Annotated in this window: 22 protein-coding genes; 6 read left to right on the plus strand and 16 right to left on the minus strand. The window is 71.4% G+C overall.

Translation table 11 applies throughout. The features are described from left to right. The first annotated feature begins 93 nt into the window (after positions 1-93). The 3 genes from H7A73_RS12150 to H7A73_RS12160 all read left to right on the plus strand — a co-directional run bounded on the left by H7A73_RS12150 (position 94) and on the right by H7A73_RS12160 (position 2,675). Positions 94-339, plus strand: a complete 246-nt coding sequence (locus H7A73_RS12150; RefSeq protein ID WP_259362868.1) for an FAD-dependent oxidoreductase — start codon at positions 94-96, stop codon at positions 337-339. 58 nt (positions 340-397) lie between these two features. Beyond that, positions 398-1,444 carry a glycerate kinase gene (locus H7A73_RS12155; protein ID WP_182066194.1) on the plus strand — a complete coding sequence of 349 codons (1,047 nt, stop codon included), beginning with the start codon at positions 398-400 and terminating at the stop codon, positions 1,442-1,444. 184 nt (positions 1,445-1,628) lie between these two features. Then, a complete protein-coding gene (locus H7A73_RS12160) occupies positions 1,629-2,675 on the plus strand; it encodes an NAD(P)-dependent alcohol dehydrogenase (RefSeq protein ID WP_182066195.1) in 1,047 nt (348 codons plus the stop codon). A gap of 134 nt (positions 2,676-2,809) precedes the next feature. Here H7A73_RS12160 and H7A73_RS12165 read toward each other — a convergent pair whose 3' ends face one another. The 4 genes from H7A73_RS12165 to H7A73_RS12180 form a co-directional block, all read right to left on the minus strand. Continuing rightward, positions 2,810-4,261, minus strand: coding sequence for a hypothetical protein (locus tag H7A73_RS12165; RefSeq protein ID WP_182066196.1), 1,452 nt, complete (start codon positions 4,259-4,261; stop codon positions 2,810-2,812). Next, entirely contained in the window at positions 4,251-5,120 is an 870-nt protein-coding gene (locus tag H7A73_RS12170) for a TIGR03943 family putative permease subunit (RefSeq protein ID WP_182066197.1), read from the minus strand. Before H7A73_RS12170 ends, H7A73_RS12165 begins: the two co-directional genes overlap by 11 nt. Beyond that, complete coding sequence (locus tag H7A73_RS12175; protein WP_182066198.1) at positions 5,107-6,120, minus strand: permease; 1,014 nt, start codon at positions 6,118-6,120, stop codon at positions 5,107-5,109. The genes H7A73_RS12170 and H7A73_RS12175 overlap by 14 nt, the downstream gene beginning before the upstream one ends. 186 nt (positions 6,121-6,306) lie before the next feature. After that, positions 6,307-6,885, minus strand: coding sequence for a TetR/AcrR family transcriptional regulator (locus tag H7A73_RS12180; RefSeq protein WP_259362869.1), 579 nt, complete (start codon positions 6,883-6,885; stop codon positions 6,307-6,309). Between the two features lie 105 nt (positions 6,886-6,990). On the opposite strand from H7A73_RS12180, the gene H7A73_RS12185 reads away from it, so the two are divergent. Further along, entirely contained in the window at positions 6,991-7,305 is a 315-nt protein-coding gene (locus H7A73_RS12185) for a DMT family transporter (RefSeq protein WP_182066199.1), read from the plus strand. 1 nt (position 7,306) lies between these two features. Beyond that, positions 7,307-7,681, plus strand: coding sequence for a DMT family transporter (locus H7A73_RS12190; RefSeq protein ID WP_182066200.1), 375 nt, complete (start codon positions 7,307-7,309; stop codon positions 7,679-7,681). Between the two features lie 224 nt (positions 7,682-7,905). On the opposite strand, the gene H7A73_RS12195 is transcribed toward H7A73_RS12190, so the two are convergent. Both H7A73_RS12195 and H7A73_RS12200 read right to left on the minus strand, forming a co-directional pair. Then, entirely contained in the window at positions 7,906-9,045 is a 1,140-nt protein-coding gene (locus H7A73_RS12195; protein ID WP_027464948.1) for a CE1758 family FMN-dependent luciferase-like monooxygenase, read from the minus strand. A 152-nt stretch (positions 9,046-9,197) separates the two neighbouring features. Continuing rightward, positions 9,198-10,097, minus strand: a complete 900-nt coding sequence (locus H7A73_RS12200) for a phosphatase PAP2 family protein (RefSeq protein WP_182066201.1) — start codon at positions 10,095-10,097, stop codon at positions 9,198-9,200. Between the two features lie 241 nt (positions 10,098-10,338). On the opposite strand from H7A73_RS12200, the gene H7A73_RS12205 reads away from it, so the two are divergent. Then, complete coding sequence (locus tag H7A73_RS12205) at positions 10,339-10,785, plus strand: DUF4383 domain-containing protein (RefSeq protein WP_182066202.1); 447 nt, start codon at positions 10,339-10,341, stop codon at positions 10,783-10,785. Between the two features lie 328 nt (positions 10,786-11,113). Here H7A73_RS12205 and H7A73_RS12210 read toward each other — a convergent pair whose 3' ends face one another. The 10 genes from H7A73_RS12210 to H7A73_RS12255 all read right to left on the minus strand — a co-directional run bounded on the left by H7A73_RS12210 (position 11,114) and on the right by H7A73_RS12255 (position 19,327). Beyond that, positions 11,114-12,436, minus strand: a complete 1,323-nt coding sequence (locus H7A73_RS12210) for an ATP-dependent RecD-like DNA helicase (RefSeq protein ID WP_182066203.1) — start codon at positions 12,434-12,436, stop codon at positions 11,114-11,116. After that, positions 12,433-14,472, minus strand: a complete 2,040-nt coding sequence (locus tag H7A73_RS12215) for a cytochrome c oxidase assembly protein (protein WP_182066204.1) — start codon at positions 14,470-14,472, stop codon at positions 12,433-12,435. The genes H7A73_RS12210 and H7A73_RS12215 overlap by 4 nt, the downstream gene beginning before the upstream one ends. A gap of 220 nt (positions 14,473-14,692) precedes the next feature. Beyond that, positions 14,693-14,980 carry an HU family DNA-binding protein gene (locus H7A73_RS12220; RefSeq protein ID WP_017886454.1) on the minus strand — a complete coding sequence of 96 codons (288 nt, stop codon included), beginning with the start codon at positions 14,978-14,980 and terminating at the stop codon, positions 14,693-14,695. Between the two features lie 290 nt (positions 14,981-15,270). Then, positions 15,271-15,576 carry a 30S ribosomal protein S14 gene (gene rpsN, locus H7A73_RS12225; protein WP_017886455.1) on the minus strand — a complete coding sequence of 102 codons (306 nt, stop codon included), beginning with the start codon at positions 15,574-15,576 and terminating at the stop codon, positions 15,271-15,273. 2 nt (positions 15,577-15,578) lie between these two features. Beyond that, positions 15,579-15,749, minus strand: coding sequence for a 50S ribosomal protein L33 (gene rpmG / locus H7A73_RS12230; RefSeq protein ID WP_017886456.1), 171 nt, complete (start codon positions 15,747-15,749; stop codon positions 15,579-15,581). Then, a complete protein-coding gene (gene rpmB / locus H7A73_RS12235) occupies positions 15,749-15,985 on the minus strand; it encodes a 50S ribosomal protein L28 (RefSeq protein ID WP_027464952.1) in 237 nt (78 codons plus the stop codon). The genes rpmG and rpmB overlap by 1 nt, the downstream gene beginning before the upstream one ends. Positions 15,986-16,415: 430 nt before the next feature. Then, a complete protein-coding gene (locus H7A73_RS12240) occupies positions 16,416-17,111 on the minus strand; it encodes an alpha/beta fold hydrolase (RefSeq protein ID WP_182066205.1) in 696 nt (231 codons plus the stop codon). Between the two features lie 10 nt (positions 17,112-17,121). Then, positions 17,122-17,547: a Fur family transcriptional regulator gene (locus H7A73_RS12245; protein ID WP_182066206.1), complete on the minus strand. Its 426-nt coding sequence runs from the start codon at positions 17,545-17,547 to the stop codon at positions 17,122-17,124. Next, positions 17,544-18,482 carry a metal ABC transporter permease gene (locus H7A73_RS12250; RefSeq protein WP_182066207.1) on the minus strand — a complete coding sequence of 313 codons (939 nt, stop codon included), beginning with the start codon at positions 18,480-18,482 and terminating at the stop codon, positions 17,544-17,546. The genes H7A73_RS12245 and H7A73_RS12250 overlap by 4 nt, the downstream gene beginning before the upstream one ends. Continuing rightward, on the minus strand, positions 18,482-19,327 hold the full coding sequence (locus tag H7A73_RS12255; RefSeq protein ID WP_182066244.1) for a metal ABC transporter ATP-binding protein: 846 nt from the start codon (positions 19,325-19,327) through the stop codon (positions 18,482-18,484). Before H7A73_RS12255 ends, H7A73_RS12250 begins: the two co-directional genes overlap by 1 nt. Between the last annotated feature and the right edge of the window lie 8 nt (positions 19,328-19,335).

Below are 19,335 nucleotides of genomic sequence, written 5' to 3' on the forward strand. Positions count from 1 at the left end.
GTACTGTTGATCGTACTCACATACGTCATTGTGTTCCGTCAGTGTAGTGACTTACTGATTGTGTGGTTATTATGATGTTGCGACAACCGACGAATGCACCGGCGAAGTCTCTCTTTCCCTACACGACGCGCTTCCGAGCTGTTCATCAGCTGCCTGTACGACAACTCCCCCGACGAGGACTTCGTCATCGACCGGGTCGGGCCGCTGAACGTGGCGACGGGGTTCTCCGGGCACGGCTTCAAGTTCGCGCCGCTGCTCGGCGAGCTGCTCGCGGACCTCGCGACGGGCGGGGTGCCGCACCCGCGCTTCGCCCTGCCGGAGCCGGTGCCCGCGACCTGACGCACCGACGGGTCCACCGCACGCCGGCGTCTCGCGACGGGCCGCTACGGTGGGAGCCGTGCGCATCATCGTGGCTCCGGACTCGTTCAAGGGCACCGCGACGGCGGCGTCGATCGCTGCGGCGGTCCGTGACGGCTGGCTGACCGAGCGGCCCGACGACGACGTGGTGCTCGTCCCGATGGCCGACGGCGGCGAGGGCACGCTCGACGCCTTCGCGACCGCCGTCCCCGGAGCCGTCCGGGTCCCCGTCACCGTCACCGGACCGGGCGGCACGCCGGTCGACACCCACTGGCTGCGGCTGCCCGACGGCCGCGCGGTCGTGGAGCTCGCGGCGACGAGCGGCCTCCCCCTGCTCGACGCACCGATGCCGGACACGGCGACGAGCCGCGGGTTCGGCGAAGCGATCGCCGCCGCGCTCGACGCCGGTGCGACGGGGCTCGTGCTCGGCATCGGGGGCAGCGCGTCCACCGACGGCGGGCGTCCGGTGCTCGAGGCGCTCGGACTCGACAGCGAGGGAGCCGGCACCGGCGGCCTCCGCGCGCTCCCCCCGCTCGGTGTCACCGTGCTCACCGACGTGACCTCTCCACTGCTCGGTCCGACCGGTGCCGCCGCTGTCTTCGGCCCGCAGAAGGGCATCACGCCCGACCGGGTGGCGTCCGTCGACGACCGGCTCGCCACCTGGGCCGCGCGTTTCCCCGACGTCGACCCGGACACCCCGGGCGCCGGAGCCGCCGGCGGTGTCGGGTTCGGTCTGCTGGTGTGGGGCGCCACGCTCGCCGGCGGGGCCGCGGCCGTCGCCGAGGTCCTCGGGCTCCCGGCACTGCTCGACGGAGCCGATGTGGTGATCAGCGGCGAAGGGTGCTTCGACGGGCAGAGCGCCGTCGGCAAGGTGCCCTCGGTGGTCCGCGACCTGACCGCGGCGCACGCTCCCGGTGCCCGTTCGATGCTCGTCGCCGGCGCGATCGAGGCCCCGCTCGACGACTACGCAGCCGCCGCATCGCTCACCGTGCTCGCGACGCAGACCACCGGCGAGCCCGACGACGCCCTCGCCGACCCGCTGCGCTTCGCGACGATCGCGGGACAGCGGTTGGCCCGGCTCGTCTGAGCGAACAGGACGACGCGAGCAACGCGGCGGCGCAGTGCCGCGCCGACGCGCCGGGCAGCCGCCGCGACGCGCCCGTCCGCGGGCACAGGGGTGTCCTGGTTGTACCTCCCACCCGGCCTCGCCTGCGCGCAGACTGGTTCCGGGCCGGAACCGGCCCGCGACGAACCACCCCACGAGGAGATCATTGCGCACCGTCAACGCGTACGCGGCACCGTCAGCGACCGAGCCGCTCGTCAAGACCACCATCACCCGTCGTGACGTCGGCCCGAACGACGTCGAGATCGACATCGCCTACGCCGGCATCTGCCACTCGGACATCCACACCGTCCGCGGCGAGTGGGGCCCCATCCAGTACCCGCAGGTCGTCGGCCACGAGATCGTCGGACACGTCTCCGCCGTCGGTGAGAACGTCACCAAGCACCAGGTCGGCGACCGCGTCGGCGTCGGCTGCATGGTGAACTCCTGCGGCGAGTGCGAGAACTGCGTCGCCGGCCAGGAGCAGTACTGCCTCAAGGGCAACATCCAGACCTACGCGGGCGTCGACCCGGCCGACGGCTCGATCACCCAGGGCGGCTACTCGCAGGCCGTCGTGGTGAACGAGGACTTCGTCCTCCGGGTCCCCGAGTCGCTCGACATCGAGAAGGTCGCGCCGCTGCTCTGCGCCGGCATCACCACCTACTCGCCGCTGCACCACTGGAACGCCGGCCCCGGCACCAAGGTCGCCGTCGTCGGCATGGGCGGGCTCGGCCACATGGCCGTCAAGATCGCCGTCGCACTCGGCGCCGAGGTCACCGTCCTGTCGCAGACCACCTCGAAGCAGGAGGACTCGCTCCGCTACGGCGCGAAGGCCCACTACGCGACGAAGGACCCGGAGACGTTCGAGAAGCTCGCGAACTCCTTCGAGCTCATCATCAACACCGTCTCGGCGAAGATCCCGATGGGCGCCTACCTCGGCCTGCTCAAGGTCGACGGCACGCTCGTCAACGTGGGCGCTCCGTCCGAGCCGCTCGAGGTCCCGGCCTTCGCGCTCATCCCGCGTCGGCTCAGCTGGGCTGGCTCCGCCATCGGCGGCATCCAGGAGACCCAGGAGATGCTCGACTTCTGCGCCGAGCACGGGATCCTGCCGGAGACCGAGCTCATCAGCGCCGACCAGATCAACGAGGCCTACGAGCGCGTGCTGTCCTCGGACGTGCGCTACCGCTTCGTGATCGACGCGGCCACGCTGGCGTAGTCGTCACCACCTGATCGACGGGAGGCCCGTTGCCGGCTGGCAACGGGCCTCCCTCGCAGGCTCGGTCGGCGCGCCCCGCGCAACGCTTCGCGTTGCCACGGAGCGGGGCGCGCCCGTCTGTCGTGACCGGGCCGTCAGCCGACCTCGTCACCGGACGGCAGCGCGCCGCACCAGTCGACGGAGCCCGCGTCGATGCTCGCCTCGAGCGCGCCGGAGGCCGCGTCGACGATGCTCACGAGCTCGCCGGCCGCCGACTTCGTCGCGACCGCGACGAACTGGCTGTTCGGGGACGGGCAGACCGCGGTGACGCTCGCGTCGTCCGGGATCGTCACCGGCAGCCGGGAGGCCCGTCCCCCGTCCACGCGCACGATCCGTGCAGCGATGGTGCCGTCCGACCGCACGTCCCCCAGCACCCGCAGGTACGTGTCGTCGGACAGCTGGGCGATGCGGCCGAGGACGGCCGCATCGGTGCTCGCGGCGGGCGCCTGCAGCGCCGACTTCGACCCGTCGGTCAGGTCCAGCCGCTCGATGCCGGTGCCCGTCTCGACGACGGCCGTGGTGCCGGTACCGACGAAGCCGTGCAGGTAGGTGGCGCTGCCGAGCCGGACCGGGTCGGCCCGCCCGCTCATTTCGACGAGCACCAGGTCGTCGCTGCCCGTCCGGACCAGCGCGCTCTCGGTGCGCGGTACGTACGCCCACTGCCCGACCGTCATCGGCACGGCCCCCGTCTTCGGCTTGCCGTTCGCCGCGATCGCCGTGGGCAGGTGGGTACCGGTCATGTCGACCACGTACAGACCGGTGTTCCGGGACTGCCCGGTCGAGGTGTCGGCGTACTCGAACCCGAACGAGGCGCCGTCGTCGGCGACGTGGAGCGCCGTGACGCGGCCCTCGGCGGTCGGCAGGGTGAGGTGTTCGACGGGGGCATCGGCGTCCTGCACGCCACCGCTCAGCGCCACGATGTCCACGGACGAGCTCGCGTCCGTGCCGCTCACGACCACGAGGGAGCGGCCGAGCCGGGCGTACTCGGAGATCGCGGTGCCCTCGTAGACCGTCGTGGCACCGCCGGCGTCGAGGGATCGCCGGACGATGCGGTCCTTCGCCCCGGCCTGCCCGGGCACGAGCGCGAGCACGTCGGTGCTGCCGGTGCGGATCGCCGCCGTCAGGTCGGACGTGGCGCGCTGCCCGGGTGCCCGCACGCCCGCGACCGTCACGGTGTACTCGCGGTCGTAGGCCAGGGGCCCGGCGAACTCGACCGCGATCGTGTTGCCGCTCGAGGTCACGGTGTGCGCCGCGGCCGGGCTGACCCGGACGTCGGCGGCGTCGACCTTCTGCAGCGCCTGGTTCGCCGTCAGGATGACCCGCTGCGCCGGCCTGGTGACGAGCCCGGTCGCGTCGTAGGACACGTCGCGGAGCCGCGGACCCTGCTGCGAGCCGACGACCGCGGCGAGCGCGGCGACCACGGCGAGGACGACCACGACGGCGACGTACCGGCGGTGGAAGCGGAGTGCGACGGGGCGGCGCTCGCGGAGCTGACCTCCGCGGAGCTGGTCACCGGGGCGCTGGTCACCGTGACGCTCAGAACTCATACGGGTCCTCGGGCTGCGCGATGTCGGTGATCTCCGCGGCCTTGACGACGATGCGGGCGTCGGCGGACTGGTCCGGGTTGGCGGCCAGGGCTCCGCGGACGGTGACCCACTGCCCCTCGTCGGGGACGGTCCCGTCGCCGTCGCCGGTGACGACACCGAGGCCGACCGGTTGCGCGTCCACGGCGCAGCAGCTGATCACGAAGCGGGTGAGGGTGAAGGACCCGTCGTCGCCCGGCACCACGAAGCCGGTCAGTTCGACCTGCTTGCCGACCAGGGCCGTGGTGTCGGTGGTCTGCCGGATCAGTGCGGCCCAGTCCTTGACGCCGTACTCCGACGTGTCGACGCCCTCGCTGCCGAGCAGCTGCACCGCCGACTCCGAGCCGGTCGCGTTGGACAGGGTCGCGGAGTCCACGCTCCGCTGTTGCGCGGTCCGGGCGGACAGGGTCGTCGGGGGCAGGACGAGCATCGCGACGGTGACACCGATCGTGACGACGCCGGCGGCTCCGCCGAGGGCGAGGCGGACGACGCGACCGCGCCCGGGGCGCGGCCGGTGGGCGTCGGCGTGGGCTTCGGCGTCGTGCCGGTGGGCATCGCCGTCGGCGTCGTGCTCGTCGGCGTGGTGTTCGTCCGCTTCGTCGCCGTGCGTGTGGCCGTACCCGCGGGCCGTGGCCACCAGCCCGGCGATCGACGCGGGCACACCGACGGCGGCGAGCACGACCGTGAACACCGAGTAGCGCGGGTTGATGTACAGGTCGAGGTGCCCGACCAGCGCGAGCCACAGGGTGCAGAGGGCCGCGGCCAGCACCGACCCGAGACCCAGGTAGGCGGCCGCGTTGCTGCCTGCATCAGACGAGGACATTCATCACCAACCCGACGGCTCCGGCGAACAGGACGCACACGACGGACAGCAGCACCAGGAAGCGGACCCGGAACGTCGTGCGCAGCAGGGCGATCATCTTGACGTCGATGATCGGCCCGATGATCAGGAAGGCCGTGATCGACCCCGGCAGGAACGTCGACGCGAACGACAGCGCGAAGAAGGCGTCGACGTTCGAGCAGAGCGACACCGTCATCGCCAGCAGCATCATCGCCGCGACGGACAGCACGGGGTTCGAGCCGACGGCCACCAGGGTCGAACGGGGCACGGCGACCTGGATCGCCGCGGCGAGGCCGGCGCCGACGAACAGCGCCGGCATCATCGTCGCCGTCTCGCCGCCGAACTGCGCGGCGCTCTGCCGCCAGCGGTGCAGGCCGCGGGGCGCTCCGACGGCCGCACGGCAGCGGGCCTCGAAGGCGGGGAGCAGCAGGTCGGCCGGACGGCGGTGCGCGGCGACGATCCAGCCGACGAGGTTCGCGATGACGAACCCGCCGACGATGCGTACCGGCAGGATCCACCCGGACCAGCCGAACGCCTGCGCGGTGCTGATGATGACGAGCGGGTTGAGGATCGGGGCGGCGACCAGGAACGTGACGGCTTCGGCCGGCGTGAACCCGCGCATCATCAGGCCGCGGGCGAGCGGGACGTTGCCGCACTCGCACACCGGGAACAGCATGCCGATCAGGGAGATCACGGCGCGCCGGCCGAAGGCGTTCTGCGGCAGGACCTTCTCGAGCGCGCCGACCGGCACCCAGACCTCGACGACGATCGACAGCACGATGCCGAGCACCACGAACGGCAGGGACTCGACGACGACGCTGATCGCCAGCGTGAGGAAGTCCTGCACGACGTCCGGCAGCCTGGTCGACCCGATGCTCGGCGAGAACAGCCGGATGCCCAGCAGGACGACGACGGCGAGCAGCACCAGGCCGGGGCCGGTGAGGCTCCGGGTGCGCTGCGGCGGCCGCGTGGTCGTCGTCACCGGGACAGGATAGGTGACGCGTCCTACCCGGGGCTGCGCGCGTCCCCTCGCACGGTGCGAGGGGACGGCCGATGGATCGTTCGGTGCGAGGTTCTGTACTCGGTGCAGGGTCGCGAGCCTCACACCGAGTACGGAACCTCGCACGACCCGTACCCCCCCCTCGCACGGTGCGAGGGAGCAGTGCGCTCAGCCGGCGGTGACGCCGTCCAGGTGTCGGTCGAGCACGTCGATCGCCCAGTCGCCGGACTCCCCCGGGGCCAGTCGGACGACCTGCATCGCGAGCCCGTCCAGGAGCGCGTGCAGACGGCAGGCCTCGTACTCCCGGTCGTCCGCCGGCACACCGAGCAACCCGAGGACCTCCTCGCACCACGTCCGCATCGCCGCGACGGTCCGGTCGAGCGTCGGCCGGAGCGCGACGTCGGTGAGCGCGGCGTTGCCGAGTGCCAGGTAGACCTCGAGCTCGATGACCCGTTCCTCGTCGAGGGGCAGCAGCTCGAGCACGATCCGGCGTGCCCGTCGGGTCGGTGTCAGGTCAGCCGGGATGGCGTCGATGCGCTCCCGCGTCCGGTCGAACACGAGGGCGATGGTGTGCTCGCGGACGCTCGCCTGCGTCGGGAACGTGTAGCGGACCGTGCTCGGCGGCAGCCCCGCCTCGGCGGCGACGTTCCGCACGCTCAGCGCTCCGAGCCCGTCGCGGGTGAGCACCCGGCACGCCGCCTCGGACACGGTTCGGCGGCGTTCGTCGACGTCCATGCTCCTGGCCACGACGCCATACTCGCACAGTCGTACGAACTCGTGCTACCGTCGAGGTCGTTGTCGCACAGTCGTACGACAAAGACCTCGAACAACTCCGCAGGAAAGGACATCGTCATGGCGTGGGCAATCCTCGTGCTCAGCGGCGTGCTCGAGGCCGTGTGGGCCACCGCCCTCAGCGCCTCGAACGGCTTCAAGAAGGTCGTCCCCTCGATCGTGTTCGTCGCCGGGATGGCCTTGAGCATGGTGGGGCTGGCGTTCGCGATGAAGAGCATCCCGGTCGGCACCGCCTACGCGGTCTGGGTCGGCATCGGGGCGTCCCTGACCGTGGTCGTCGCGATCCTGCGCCGGCAGGAGGCCGCGTCCTTCGCACGCCTCGCCCTGGTCTTCGGCCTGGTGGCGTGCGTCATCGGCCTCAAGGTGGTGAGCTGACGTGGCGTGGATCGTCCTGTTCGTCAGCGCCGCGCTCGAGACCGTCTGGGCCACCGCCCTCGGCGAGAGCGACGGTTTCACCCAGCCCCGACCGACCATCGTGTTCGCCGTCACGATCGTGATCAGCCTGGTCGCGTTCGGCTACGTCCTCAAGCACATCCCGATCAGCACGGCGTACGCGGTGTGGACCGGAACCGGCGCCGCCCTCACGGTGCTGTGGGGCATGGCCACCGGCGCGGAGCCCGTCACCGTCCTGCGCCTGCTGTTCATCGCCGGCATCGTCGGGTGCGTCGTCGGCCTCAAGCTCGTGCCGGCCCGCCCCGTCGCGGAACCCGCCGCCGCCCATGTCGTGGGAGCGACAGCATCCCGCGGATGATCGGCGAACACCTGTCGCTTCCGCGGGGCTGACGGGAGCGCCGTCCGCAGGACTGTCGCTGTCGCGACGCGGGCCCGAGGACGCGCGCCGAGACGGACGGGAGGCCCGGTGCCAGCTGGCACCGGGCCTCCCGTCCGTCCGTCGGTCACGCCCACCGCACATGGTGAGCAGCAGGGGTCGGGTCGCCTCACGGGACCCGACCGTTCCTGCTCACGAAGCGTGCGTCAGACGGACGCGCCCGTCCACTCGTCCTCGGCGGCGACGTGGTCGCTGCCGACCGTGCCGGCCGCCATCGCGGCAGCGGCACGTGCCGCGTGCGACGGCGGGTCCGACGGCACGTCGGCGGGGCGACCCTCGTCGTTCAGCTTGCGCAGCTCCGGCACGATGTCCGTCGCCAGGATGTCGATCTGCTCGAGCACCGTCTTGAGCGGCAGACCGGCGTGGTCGATGAGGAACAGCTGGCGCTGGTAGTGGCCGACGTGGTCCTTCATCGCCGCGTACCGGTCGATGACCTGCTGCGGCGAGCCGACGGTGAGCGGGGTCTGGGCGGTGAAGTCCTCCATCGAGGGGCCGTGACCGTAGACCGGGGCGTTGTCGAAGTAGGGCCGGAACTCGTTGATCGCGTCCTGCGAGTTCTTCCGGGCGAAGAACTGCCCGCCGAGCCCGACGATCGCCTGGTCGGCGCGGCCGTGCCCGTAGTGCTCGAAGCGCTGACGGTACAGGCCGACCATCTGCTCGGTGTGCTGGATCGGCCAGAAGATGTTGTTGTGGAAGAAGCCGTCACCGTAGTAGGCGGCCTGCTCGGCGATCTCCGGCGTGCGGATCGAGCCGTGCCAGACGAACGGCGGGACCCCGTCGAGCGGACGCGGGGTCGAGGTGAAGCCCTGCAGCGGCGTGCGGAACTTGCCCTGCCAGTTGACGACGTCGTTCTCCCACAGCTGGCGGACGAGCGCGTAGTTCTCGATCGCCAGGTTGACGCCCTGGCGGATGTCCTGACCGAACCACGGGTAGACCGGGCCGGTGTTGCCGCGACCCATCATCAGGTCCATGCGGCCGTCGGAGACCACCTGGAGCATCGCGTACTCCTCGGCGATGCGCACCGGGTCGTTCGTGGTGATCAGGGTCGTCGACGTGGACAGGGTGATGTCCTTCGTCTTCGCCGCCAGGTAGGCGAGCAACGTCGTCGGCGACGAGGCCACGAACGGCGGGTTGTGGTGCTCACCGGTCGCGAAGACGTCGAGTCCGGCCTGGTCGGCGTGCTCGGCGATCGTCAGGATGTCGCGGACGCGCTGGGTGTCGTCCGGCGTGGTGCCGGTCGTGGGGTCGGTCGTGACGTCACTGACCGTGAAGATGCCGAACTGCATGATGCGCCGCCTTTCGCGATTTCGATGCGTTTGCATCGACTTGCTCGGTACAACGTAGCGCACGGCGGGGCATTCCCGCCAGGCTCGCGCCGGTCGTGCGACCGGGCGGTCAGCCCTGTGGGCGGCCGGGAGGCCCGGCTCGGCTGCCCGGGTCAGCCCACGGCGGGCAGCGTGGCCGGGTCGGTGCGTGCGGCATGGTGCATCCCGTCGAGGAACCACACCGTCGTCACGACCGCGAGGACGCTCGCGCTGGACGCCAACCGCCCCGCCACCAGGATCGCGGCGTGGTCGTACGCGCCGTCGCCGGTCAGGCCGACCACGAGTGCCGCGACACCGATCGCCAGCGTGACCCCGGTCGCGACGAGGAGCACGACGCTCACCACCCGCCGCGGCCCCCGCCGGCCGTCACGGTCGCCCCGGAGCCCCCGGTCGACCCGTGGTCCGACCGCGCGGACGATCCCGAGCCAGAACATCGCGATCGCGCAGGCCCCGATGATGTCGCTGACCCGGTGCCAGCCGTAGACCACGGTCTGGTTCGCCACGAAGACCGCGTACCCGGCACCGACGATGGTCACCAGCGGGCGGAACCGACGAGGCGTGACCATCAGGACGGCGAACAGCGCCGCCAGCGCGATCGTCGCGTGCCCCGAGGGGAAGGAGTTCGGCGTCGTCGACTGAGCGATCTCCGGGCGCACGGCGATACGCTTGACGAGCGTCGAGGTGGCCGCCGACGCGAGCACCACGACCCCCGCGCCGAGCCCCACCGAGAGCCGCCGTCTGGCGAACGCCACGGCGACGATCACGACGACGAGCAACAGGATCACCGGCACCGAGATGACGTTGAGCGCAGTGTCCGAGCTGAACAGGTCGGACTCCCGGACCCCGCCGAGCGCGGCGTCCTCCGCTTTCTGACCGACCGGGGTCAGCACCGCGACCCCGTAGACGAGAGGCACGATCACGAACCCCAGAGCCGCCAGCGCAGCCCACCGCCCCCGCCGCGAGACCCACGGTCCGCGCGACTCGGATGCACTGCGCTCGGGTGTCAAGGTCACCGGGCTGGTCCTCCTCGGGGTGGTCGTCGTCGGGCTCGTCGCACGACTGGCGGCGGCGCTGCGATTGGGTCGGTCGGGGCCCGACACGATACCGTTGGAGCACCGGCCGGAGGCTGGGAGCCGCACCCCCGTCGGCCGTGCACCACGCGCTGAGACGAGGGGATCGGTGATCCCCGCCGGGCCGTCGCACCACGCGGGACCGACGCACGTCGCGTCGGCAGTGTACGAGGAGGAAACCGAAGTGGCCATCAAGGAACCGGGCATCATCGCCTCGCCGAACCGGGGTCTCGCACTCACGGCCGGCAGCGTCCTCGCACTCTGGGGCGTCCTCGGCTTCTTCTTCGCCGCCGACGGCGACCCGGGCTTCTTCAACCGCCAGGGCGGCATGCTGTGGAACGCGTTCGGCGTGAACCCGGCGCTCTGCCTGGTGTGGGTGCTGCTCGCCGTGGTGCTGCTCATCACCGGACTCGGCAACACCATCGGATCGCGGAACGGCAACCTGCTCGTCGGCGCCCTGCTCGTCGTCTTCGCGGTGTACGGCTTCGTCTTCGTCGACACCTCGGCCAACGTCTTCGCCCTGAACACCACGGACAACGTGTTCCACGCGATCGTCGGCGTGCTCCTGCTCCTCACCGCGATCGGTGCCGACAAGGAGAACCTCCGCGCGCTGCGTGCGGCGCGCGCCTGACGCACCCGCTCGTTCGCACTCCCGATGCCCGTCTGCCGCTCCGGCAGGCGGGCGTCGTCGTTGTGTGCGGGCGTGGGGCGGCGGCGGGGGCCCGGCGGGCGCCGGCCGGTCACGACTCCCCGCTCAGGTCCGGCGGGTGCCGGCCGGTCACGACTCCCCGCTCAGGTCCGCCGGCCGGTCACGAACCGTCGGCCGAGGCGCCTCGGAGCGACAGGTCGCGACCGCTCGAGGCAGGGGCGACGGGGTGTCGTGACCGCTCGAACCGCGCCACGCGGAACGGGTGGAACCCGCTCGGACGACGGCGTCGGCCAACCGCAGGTCGGACGCGTCAGTCGGCGGCGGAGTCGGCGCCGGACTGCTTCTTCGGGGCCTCGAGCTCGGTGGCGACGATGCGGGGCGCCTCGGACATGAAGCGCCGGACGTCCAGGTCGACGATGATGTCCTGCGGCCGGAGCGGCCGGGTGAGGAAGAGCCCCTCGAGCGAGGTCAGCCGCGACAGCGCCACGTACGTCTGGCCGGCGCTGAACACCCGGTTGCCGAGGTCGACCACGGCTCGGTCGTAGGTGCTGCCCTGCGACTTGTGGATGGTCACTGCCCAGGCGAGCCGGAGCGGGAACTGCTGGAACTCCCCGACGGTGTCCTTCTTGAGTTCCTTCTTGTCCGCGTCGTACGAGTACTTGAACTTCTCCCACACCGACGGCTGGACCTCGAACGACTCACCGTCGACGTCGACCCACACCGTGTCGCGGATGGCCGTCACGATGCCCAGGGTGCCGTTCACCCAGCGCTGGTCGGCGTCGTTGCGCAGGAACATCACGTGCGCACCGGGCTTCAGCTCGAGGGCTTCGTCGGCCGGGAAGTTCCGTCCGCCGAAGTCGCCGTTCACGTCGGCCTTGGCGGTCTTCACCTTGCCGGGCAGCCGCTCGAGGGCCGCCTTGTTGATCCGGGCGACCGTGTCGTTGCGGGTCGCGAGGGTGATGGCGTCGTCCGGAGCCGGACGGGCCCCGGCGGTGTTCAGCTGCTCGGCGATGTCCGCGGTGACCCGACCGTGCCGAACCGCGGTGAGCATCGCGGCGAAGGCGTCGTCCCGCTGCCGGTGCACCGTGGCGAGCTCGATGATGTTGAGCTCGGCCTCGAGCCACACCTTGGCGTCGAAGAACCACATCGACCGGTAGTGGTCGGTGAAGTAGGCGCGCTCGTCGGCGTCGCCCGGCACCGGGGGCAGCTGGTACGGGTCGCCGAACATCACGACCTGGACGCCGCCGAACGGCTCGAACTGTCGACCGCGGGCCTTGCGGAGCGACCGGTCCATGCCGTCGAGCAGGTCGGCGTTGACCATCGAGACCTCGTCGATGACCAGGGTGTCGATCGTGTTGAGGAGTTTGCGGGTGTCCGGGCCCTGTCGCAGCTCGGCGTCGGCGATGAGCCCGATCGGCAGCCGGAACAGGGAGTGGATCGTCTGGCCGCCGACGTTGAGCGCAGCGACCCCCGTCGGGGCGCAGATGACGACCTGCTTCTCGGTGTTCCACGACAGGTGGTTGAGCAGCGTGGACTTGCCCGTGCCGGCCCGGCCGGTGATGAACACATGGTCACGGGTGTGCTCGATGTACTCGAAGACGGCGCGCTGTTCGTCGCTCAGCTCGATGCTCATCGGACGTCCGCCCCGGGCAAGGGTTCGAGGTCGTCGCTGCCGTCGTCGAAGTCCAGGTCGTCCTGGTCGGCCCGGGCAGCGGGGGCGGCGGCGGTCGCACCGGCCGCAGCTGCGTCGCCGGCAGCCACTGCGTCAACGGCGTCGACCGGGTCTGCCCCGTCACGCCGCAGCCGCACGAGCACCACCACGACCACGGTCACCAGGAGCAGCACCCCGGCGACGATCAGCACGAGCCCGGCCCGTGCCTGGTCGACGAGCGGGTCCGGCCCCCACGTCCGACCCATCGCGCCGAACCACGAGGCCTGCAGCAGCCCGAGCGGCCCGCGCATCGCGAAGCCGAGCGAGACGGTGCCCGCGGCGATCACCACGGCCCCGACGATCCGGACGGCCGCGGCAGCCGTGGTGGGACGGCGGTGCCCGGCGGGGATCGGTGTGCAGAGCGTCGGGACGGCCAGCAGCCCGACCAACAGGAACACGGCGTCGCTGACGGTGCGGCCGGTTGGGTCGCTCACCGACCACCGGACGGCGTCGGTGGCGAAGAAGGCCCACCACAGGGCCGCCGCGAGCAGGAACGCGGGGAACGGCTGGGCCAGGTACCGCACGGAGGGGTGCTCGACGATGACGTCGGTCCACTCCCGCACACCCGTGCTGTCGTCGCTCCGAGGGAGCACGGCGGCGCGGATCAGGGCGACGGGCGCTGCCGCCCAGACCAGGGCGGGGACCACCAGGCCGAGCAGCACGTGGGCACCGACGTTCGCCGAGACGAGGAACCGGTCGTACTGGTGCAGCGAGCCCGAGGTCGCGACCACCAGGGACACGATCCCCAGGGCTGCGGCGACCGACCGTCGCACCGGCCACCGCACGCCGCTCCGCCGCAGGCGCACGACGCCGGCCACGTACGTCGCGGCGAGGAGCACGGCGACCATCAGCCAGAACAGGTCGATGTTCCACTGGGTCAGCCAGCCCCACGCACCGGGCGCGTGGGGCAGCAGGTCATCGGTCAGGAGCTCCGCCGGGCTCGGGTCGGTGGTCTTGCTCAGGGCGATCTGGTCGACCGGGGTGGCGGTCCGCCCGAGCGCCGCCGCGAACCCCGACGCCACACCCATCACCGCCAGCTCGACGACGATGAGGGTCCAGAAGGGCCGCTGCCCACCGGGCGAGGTGGTCAGCGCACGGATGGCCCGACGGCGCTGCACCGCGCCGAGGACCCCGATGGCGACGATCGCGCCGATCTTCACCAGGACGAGCGTGCCGTACGGGGTGAACAGGTTCGACAGTGCCCCGACGCGGATCTGCGCCGACGCGGTGCCCGAGACGGCGACGAGCACGAAGCAGCCGAGGGCGATGCTCGAGTACCGGGCCACGACCGCGGCCAGCCGGTCGCCGGGCAGCACCCCGCGCAGCAGCACGAGCATGACGAGCCCACCGACCCACAGCGCCGCACCGACGAGGTGCAGCCCCAGTGCCGTCACGGCGGCGTCGTGGCTGGCGGTACCGGCGGCGTGGCCCTGCTGCGCGAGCGGGATGAGGCCGATCATCGAGACGCCGGCGGTCAGGGCGACCATGCCCCGCGAACGGACGGCGAAGCAGAGCACCGTGACGGCCGCGGCGACGAGGACGGTCACGAGCCAGGCGAGCCCGAGTTCGGTGCCGGTGAGGAAGACCCCCATCGACTGCCCGAACTGCTCGTCGATGCTGATGCGCGAACCGGCGACGCTGAGGAACGTGCAGAACGTGGCGACGGCCGACGCGACCGTCCAGACACCACTGGCCCCGGCGGCGACGTCGAGCGCGCGGTTCCACTCGGGGCCCGAACGCGAGAGCCCGATGGTCGCCAGGGCGAGCCCACCGATCGTGGTGGCCGCGGACAGGTCGACGACGAGCCGGGCGATCGGCAGCCCGAAGCGCACGACGGGCCCCGGGTCGGCGATGAGTGCCGGGTTCGCGCCCCCACCGATGACGAGTGCCGTGAGCAGCGCCACGAACCCGACGAGCAGGAGCACGGCGGGACCGGCGATGCGCGCGATCCGATTCACCCGTCAAGCCTAGGCGGTGCCCACCCGGCCCACGGACGGGGCGAGCCGATCTGTGCAAACCGGCACGGGCCTCCAGGCAGGACGCGCGCACCGGGCGAACGAACGCGCGCCCGACCGAGCACACGTCCACGCGCGCCCGATCGAGCACACGTCCACGCACGCGCCCTGGGAACGACGAAAGGGACGGCCGAAGCCGTCCCTCCCGATGCGCGGAACGGTCTTACTTGACCGCAGCCTTGAGCTTCGAGCCGGCGCTGACCTTGACCGAGTCGCTCGCGGCGATCTCGATGGCGTCACCCGTCTGCGGGTTGCGGCCGGTGCGGGCGGCGCGGTGCGTCTTCTCGAAGGCGATCCAACCGGGGATCGTGACCTTCGTGCCGTCGGCGACGGACGACGAGACGACGCTGAAGAGCGCGTCGACGACGCCGTTGACGGTGGCCTGGCTCTGGCCGGACTCAGCGGCGACGGCAGCGACGAGCTCGGTGCGGTTCAGTGACTTGTCAGCCATGGATGTCCTCCTCGGACTTCTTGCAGTATCGGTCGGACGCACGTGTCGTCCGGCGCCCGGAGCGGGTGCCCCGTGCCACGGTGCCAGTGGGCCGAGGGCCCGGCGGAACCGGAGTTGAACCTACCAGCCGCCGGGGGTGAAAACCGCCGACTCGCCCGGATTTCCGGGGTTGTCGGGGCTCCGAGGGGGTGCTGGAGGGGCAGATGTGACGAATGACGGCTCGCATGTACCCCGTACACAGCGAACGCCCCGCCACCAAGAGGTGACGGGGCGTCGTGTACTGCGAGTGCTTACCAGGAGCTCTTCGTGATGCCGGGGAGCTCGCCGCGGTGGGCCATGTCACGGAAACGGACACGGCTGATGCCGAACTCACCGAGGTGGCCACGGGGGCGGCCGTCGATGGCGTCGCGGTTGCGGTAGCGGATGGGCGATGCGTCGCGGGGCAGCTTCTGCAGGCCCACGCGGGCGGCCTCACGCGACTCGTCGGTGCCGTTCGGGTCCACGAGGGCCTTCTTCAGCTCGAGACGACGCTCGGCGTAGCGCGCGATGATGACGGCACGCTGGTTGTTCTTCGCGATCTTGCTCTTCTTCGCCATGCTTAGCGCTCCTCACGGAAGTCGACGTGCTTGCGGATCACCGGGTCGTACTTCTTCAGCACGAGTCGGTCGGGGTTGTTCCGACGGTTCTTCTTGGTCACGTAGGTGAACCCGGTGCCCGCCGTCGAGCGGAGCTTGATGATCGGACGGATGTCCTGACCCTTTTTCGCCATCAGATCTTCTCCCCACGGGCGAGGAGATCCTTGACGACGGACTCGATGCCACGTGCGTCGATCACCTTGATGCCCTTCGCGCTGAGCGTGAGCGTGACGTTACGACGAAGCGAGGGCACGTAGTACGTCTTCTTCTGCACGTTCGGGTCGAAGCGACGCTTCGTCCGGCGGTGCGAGTGCGAGATGTTGTGACCGAAGCCGGGAACGGCGCCGGTCACCTGGCACACTGCTGCCATGGTTTCCTCCTGAGTACCGTGCGACTGGACGGCCGCACCCAAGTTCACTTGCCTGGTGCGCACGCGCAGTGCCACCGGAGTGACCGTGCGAGGGGGTTGTGCACACCGCCCAGGTCCGCATCCCCTGTCGAAGGAGAGCCGGACACCGCGCGACCGCGGCGTTCGCGACGGTCGGAGGGCTTGGAACAACGGGTCCGCCGCGCGGACGCGGAGAACCAGGGGTCCACGTTACGCGAGGACCGGGCGTGTCGCAAGCCGCGCCGCCAGGCCTGGAGGCGCGTGGCGGCCGGACGGGGCCGCTCACGCACCCGCGTGGTCGGCCCCTCCGGCGTTCGAGTGTGCAGGAGACACCGGGTGCCGGAGGCGGACCCGACGCCTTCTGCGCACTCGACGGCGACGACGACGACGCCGCGCGCCCGGTGTGCGGTGCCTACGGCGCCTGCGTCGGCTTGGGCGCGAGCGCCTGCACCATCAGCTCGCCGAGCTGCTGCGGCGCCGTGAACATCGGCCAGTGGCCGGTCTCGAGCCCGACGATGGAGAGTTCCTCGGTCGCGACGAGCTCGGCCGCCCAGGCCTGGTGGTCCGCCACCATCGCCAGCAGCTCGGCGGCGGGGATCTCGCAGGTGATGATCGTCGCGGGGATCGTGTGCCGTGCCGGGTCGGCGTAGTGGAACCGGTCCGACGGCACCGAGGCCGGCTCGGGGATCGCCCGGTGCTCGACGTCCTGCCGAATCTCGGGCGTCATGCCCCGGACGGTGGCGGGTTCCCAGATGTCCCACGACGGCAGCGGCACGACCCCGTCGACCACGGGCAGCTCGTCGTTCACGCACCCGCCCTCGGGCCCCGGGAACGTGTCGACGTAGAGCAGGTGCGCGACGAGGGACGGGCGCTGGTCGGCAGCCATGTACGCGATCGGCCCGGCACCCGAGTGACCGGCGAGGACGACGGGTTCGTCGGCCGACGCGACGTCGTCCAGGACTGCGACCAGCGCGGCGACCTGCTCGTCGAGCGTGTCGCCGTCACGGGTCACCGCCTGCACCGAGTGCCCGGCTTCGCGGAGCACGGGGGCGACGTCGTCCCACGCGCTCGCGTCGAGCCAGAACCCGGGGACCAGGATGACGTGCATGCGGGGCAGGTTACTCGTCGGTGGTGGCGGTCGCGCGGGCTGCCGTGCAGACGGCGCACTCGCCGAAGATGTCGACGACGTGGCTGGCGTTGGTGAACCCGTTGGCGGCGGCGACGTCCTGCGCCCACTGCTCCACCGGGTCCGCCTCGATCTCGACGGTCCGGCCGCAGTTGCGGCAGATCAGGTGGTGGTGGTGCGCGTCCGTCGTGCACGCCCGGTACAGCGATTCGCCGTCCTGCTGCAGCGAGTCGGCGTCGCCCTCGGTGGCCAGGTCGGCGAGCGCCCGGTAGACCGTGGCCAGACCGATGGTCGAGCCCTCGTCCCGCAGGTGCTGGTGCAGCGCCTGCGCGCTGACGAACCCCTCGGTGGAGTCGAGGGCGCCACGCACCGCTTCGCGCTGCCACGTGTTCCGCTTGGTCTTCTGCACGGCGTTCATGCTGACACCTCTTCCTTCCGACCGGCTGTCGACGTCGTCCCTGTCTGGAGGCCCGGCTCGCCCCCGCCACGCTGGGCCCGGCCGGCGACGCGGTTGCGTCCCCGCCCGTCGCGTCGCGACCCGATGATCCGGCAGACCACCCAGATCGCGAACGAGATCGTCGTCACGTACGGGCTGATCGGCAGGCCGCCGCCCAGTGCGAGCAGGATGCCACCGACGACCGACGTCACCGCGAACACCGTCGACAGCACCGGCACGACGACCGGGTGCGAGCTGAGCCGCAGGGCCGCGGCCGCCGGGGTGACGAGCAGGGACAGCACGAGCAACGCACCGACGATCTGCACCGACACGGCGGTGGCCAGTCCGAGCACGAGCATGAACACGATCGCGAGGGTCCGCACCGGGATCCCCGCGGCCGCGGCCACGTCGGGGTCGACCGAGGCGAACATCAGCGGGCGCCAGATGACGAGCAGCGTGGCCACGACGATCGCGGCGACCACGATCAGGAACGTCAGCTGCGGGTTGTCGACCGAGACGATCTGCCCCGTGAGCAACCCGAACTTGTTGGCCGCCCGGCCCTTGTAGAGCGCCAGGCAGAGGATGCCGAGCCCGAGGCCGAACGGCATGAGGACGGCGATGATCGAGTTGCGTTCCCGGGCACGTGACCCGAGGACGCCGATGAGCAGGGCGGCGATCACCGACCCGACGAGTGAGCCGGAGACGACGTTCACCCCGAGCAGCAGCGAGGCGCTGGCCCCGGCGAACGAGAGCTCCGAGATGCCGTGCACGGCGAACGGCATGTTCCGGGCGACGACGAACGGGCCGATGAGCCCGCCGACGATGCCGAGCACCGCGCCGGCCCAGATCGAGTTCTGCACGAGCACGAGGAGCTCGCCGTAGTCCTGGAACGAGAAGACGGTCGACAGCAGGTCCATCAGATGCGCCCTTCGTCCCGCTGGTCGGCGTGCGGGTCGACCTCGCCCGGGTGGTGCTCGTGGGCCTCGTTCGCGCCGACGATGACGATGCGTCCCATGGTGCGGACGACGTCGACGGGCGTGCCGTACAGGTCGCTCAGCACGTCTGCGCGCAAGACCTCGTCCGGCGAACCGATCCGGAACCTGCCCCCGGCGATGTAGAGCACCCGGTCGACGACGTCGAGGATCGGGTTCACGTCGTGGGTCACGAAGAGCACGGCGGCCTCGCGCTGCCGGCGCTCACGGTCGATGAGCTCGGTGATCCCGCGCTGGTGCCGCAGGTCGAGCGAGATGAGCGGTTCGTCGCACAGCAGCAGGGCGGGGTCGGCGGCGATGGCCTGGCCGACGCGGGTGCGCTGCTGCTCGCCGCCGGAGAGCTCGGCGACGGGGGCGTCCGCGAAGGCGGTGGCTCCGACCTCGTCGAGCACGCGGTCGATCCGCATCCGGTCGGCCTTCGAGGCCCGTCGGATGCCCCACCGGTGCCCGGTCACGCCCTGGGCGACCATGTCGCGCGCGCGCAGGGGCGTGCCCGCCTCCATCAACCGCTGCTGCGGGATGTAGCCGATCTTCCGGTGGCCGCGGTGCACCGGCTGCCCGAGGAACGACATCGTGCCGCTCGTCAACCGCTGCTGCCCGAGGACGGTACGGAGCAGTGAGGTCTTGCCGGCTCCGTTCGGGCCGAGGACCGCGACGAACTCCCCCGGCGCGAGGTCGAGGTCGAGGCCTGCCCAGAGCTTCCGGGCACCGTAGGACAACCCGGCGTCGCGGAGCGCGAGGACCGGACGAGCCGCAGCCCGGTCGTCCACCGTGGTGG

Origin of the sequence: Curtobacterium sp. ME12, from assembly GCF_903970855.1 — a bacterium.
GTDB lineage: Bacteria > Actinomycetota > Actinomycetes > Actinomycetales > Microbacteriaceae > Curtobacterium > Curtobacterium poinsettiae_A.

What these genes read in the sequence shown, in the direction of transcription:
- H7A73_RS12220 (WP_017886454.1), bottom strand. Translation starts at nt 14,980, where the DNA reads ATGGCTGACAAGTCACTGAACCGCACCGAGCTCGTCGCTGCCGTCGCC.
- H7A73_RS12245 (WP_182066206.1), bottom strand. Translation starts at nt 17,547, where the DNA reads ATGAACGCCGTGCAGAAGACCAAGCGGAACACGTGGCAGCGCGAAGCG.
- H7A73_RS12170 (WP_182066197.1), bottom strand. Translation starts at nt 5,120, where the DNA reads ATGTCCTCGTCTGATGCAGGCAGCAACGCGGCCGCCTACCTGGGTCTC.
- rpsN (WP_017886455.1), bottom strand. Translation starts at nt 15,576, where the DNA reads ATGGCGAAGAAGAGCAAGATCGCGAAGAACAACCAGCGTGCCGTCATC.
- H7A73_RS12210 (WP_182066203.1), bottom strand. Translation starts at nt 12,436, where the DNA reads ATGAGCATCGAGCTGAGCGACGAACAGCGCGCCGTCTTCGAGTACATC.
- H7A73_RS12250 (WP_182066207.1), bottom strand. Translation starts at nt 18,482, where the DNA reads ATGGACCTGCTGTCGACCGTCTTCTCGTTCCAGGACTACGGCGAGCTC.
- H7A73_RS12165 (WP_182066196.1), bottom strand. Translation starts at nt 4,261, where the DNA reads ATGAGTTCTGAGCGTCACGGTGACCAGCGCCCCGGTGACCAGCTCCGC.
- H7A73_RS12240 (WP_182066205.1), bottom strand. Translation starts at nt 17,111, where the DNA reads ATGCACGTCATCCTGGTCCCCGGGTTCTGGCTCGACGCGAGCGCGTGG.
- H7A73_RS12195 (WP_027464948.1), bottom strand. Translation starts at nt 9,045, where the DNA reads ATGCAGTTCGGCATCTTCACGGTCAGTGACGTCACGACCGACCCCACG.
- H7A73_RS12150 (WP_259362868.1), top strand. Translation starts at nt 94, where the DNA reads ATGCACCGGCGAAGTCTCTCTTTCCCTACACGACGCGCTTCCGAGCTG.
- H7A73_RS12185 (WP_182066199.1), top strand. Translation starts at nt 6,991, where the DNA reads ATGGCGTGGGCAATCCTCGTGCTCAGCGGCGTGCTCGAGGCCGTGTGG.
- rpmG (WP_017886456.1), bottom strand. Translation starts at nt 15,749, where the DNA reads ATGGCGAAAAAGGGTCAGGACATCCGTCCGATCATCAAGCTCCGCTCG.
- rpmB (WP_027464952.1), bottom strand. Translation starts at nt 15,985, where the DNA reads ATGGCAGCAGTGTGCCAGGTGACCGGCGCCGTTCCCGGCTTCGGTCAC.